The sequence below is a fragment of the Endozoicomonas sp. SESOKO4 genome, assembly GCF_024606275.1.
The window spans coordinates 1-1,957 of the sequence record NZ_JAHHPS010000591.1; the positions used below are offsets into that span (position 1 = coordinate 1).

2 protein-coding genes are annotated in these 1,957 nt (G+C 45.7%); both read right to left on the minus strand.

Translation table 11 applies throughout. From position 1 onward, the window contains the following. Window positions 1-396: 396 nt before the first annotated feature. A complete protein-coding gene (locus KDK16_RS11615) occupies window positions 397-1,323 on the minus strand; it encodes a glycosyltransferase family A protein (protein ID WP_257276235.1) in 927 nt (308 codons plus the stop codon). Continuing rightward, the coding region (locus KDK16_RS11620; protein WP_257276236.1) for a lipopolysaccharide kinase InaA family protein at window positions 1,320-1,957 on the minus strand (638 nt) is incomplete at its 5' end. The genes KDK16_RS11615 and KDK16_RS11620, both read right to left, overlap by 4 nt.

The following is a 1,957-nucleotide window of genomic DNA, read 5'->3' on the forward strand; positions in this document are numbered from 1 at the left end:
ATAAAATAATGGCCATAGAGATGAACCATTATTTGTGAAGACCAGTCCGACAGGCTGCTAGCTGGCTCTGGATAGCTTTTTTCTCAGTTTTCCCCGGCCGACCACCTTGCCAACACAGATATGCACCCGTTTGCCCCTTCCGGCTCCATTGTATTTTTGTCCCTGTCACTGGCGATGCAGTGAAACTGACCGCTGCATTCTCATACACCCCGAATGACTCAGAGCAAAAAAATAAAATAATGGCCATAGAGATGAACCATTATTTGTGAAGACCTGTCCGATTCAAAACGTGGCTAAGAAAGCGTCTGCAAAAAGCTCTGATCAAACGTGAGCAGCCAGATTTTTTTGAAGATGAGTTTTCCGAAAGGCGGTCAGATCCAATGAGTTATTTTTCTATTAACGCTTTGATGATCTTCTCCAGCTGAATAGCATTGCCCTCAATGCTTTTCTGGAATAGCTGGATTTAAAGAAAGTAGAAGGCGATTGCCTGACTGCCTGGCAATAGTACTCCAAGGCGTGTTGGTATTCACCGGCAACATACAGAGATCTGAAAATAGAGAGCAGTCGTCTGGTTTCATACTTTGACTTCAGTGACATAAACTTGCAAGGAAGTCTCGTCGGGCTGAAGACCTCATCGATGAGGTCCAAACCAACAGATAGATCAAGCTTCACGTTGTTTCTCATGCTGTCATCGTGTTTATGTATTTTGGCGACAGGCTTGTTAAGTGTGATGCATTGATAGTTAGCCAGCACATAAGCAAACATGGGGATGTCTTCAACGCATCTAAAGTGAACAGGATACTGATACCCGTCAAAGATCTCCCTGTGCATGGCTGTTGCACCGTTGGCAATAGGCAGTTCATCCTTCAAAAGATACATTTTGAATAGGGCTGTATTATCGTTGGGAACTTTCGGTCTGGGCCGGAAGCGTTCCCTGCCATCAGGTTCCACAGAAATATGAGCGCCAATCACCATTCTTACCTCAGGGTATGAATGAATGGCTTGACTCAGACTGCCAAGAGAATGTTCGACCAACTCATCATCGGCATCAAGAAACATTAAATACTGACCAGAAGTCTCCAAAACGCCGCGGTGTCTGGGAGCAGCTAAACCTTTATTAGGTTGAGTAATGGCCCGAAAAGTGCCTGGGTATTGTGCTGTCAACTCGCTGATGACCACTTCCGTATCATCTTGTGAGCCATCATTAATAACCAGCAGCTCATAATCCTTGCATTTCTGTGCTAAGACTGACTTTACAGAGCGTTTTAGAGTATGGGCGTAGTTATAGCAGGGGATGACAATGCTGAATAAAGGGGCAGTCATAATGAAGAAGGATCGACAATATCTTTGCTGAGTTGGTTGATAACAGGTGTAAAGAAGGTGTTGGCTTGAGGTTCATCTCTCCAGTTCCGGGCGAAACGTGCAAGATCCTTAGGGTATTGCCTTAGATAGGTAGACGAACACGGGTAGCTGGCCAAAGAGTCCAGATCTATCAACAAAGGCCGGTGGTTCTGAATAATGAAATTCTGTCCTTTCAAATCTCCATGAATAATCAGAGATCGCTTCAAAGTGTAAAGGATGTCATCTATTTCCTTAGCAACGACGGGCCACTCGGGCTGAGGCTCAGCGCCTTCAGCAAAATATTTCATAGCATGAATACTTTCGACATATTCATGAATAACGAAGCTGGTCTGTTTCAAAGGCCCCCAGCGCTTCTCCAGCAAGGCAACGGGTCGTGCTGTCGGGACACCAATGCTTTCCAGCAGCTGGGCTGCATACCAGGTGACCGCCGCTCTTGAGGGAATCAGGCTACGAGTCAGACTGTAGAGAAAGCCTCTGGAATTGTACCTTTTGATGAAATACTGTTTTTTACCGGATGTCGCAACAGCAACGGTCGTGGCTTTTCCTGTCTTGATGATATGTCCCTGTCTGATAAAGGCGTCGGGCTCAGCAAGAA

Coding starts and splice junctions, on each gene's coding strand:
- KDK16_RS11615 (WP_257276235.1), bottom strand. CDS start 1,323: ATGACTGCCCCTTTATTCAGCATTGTCATCCCCTGCTATAACTACGCC.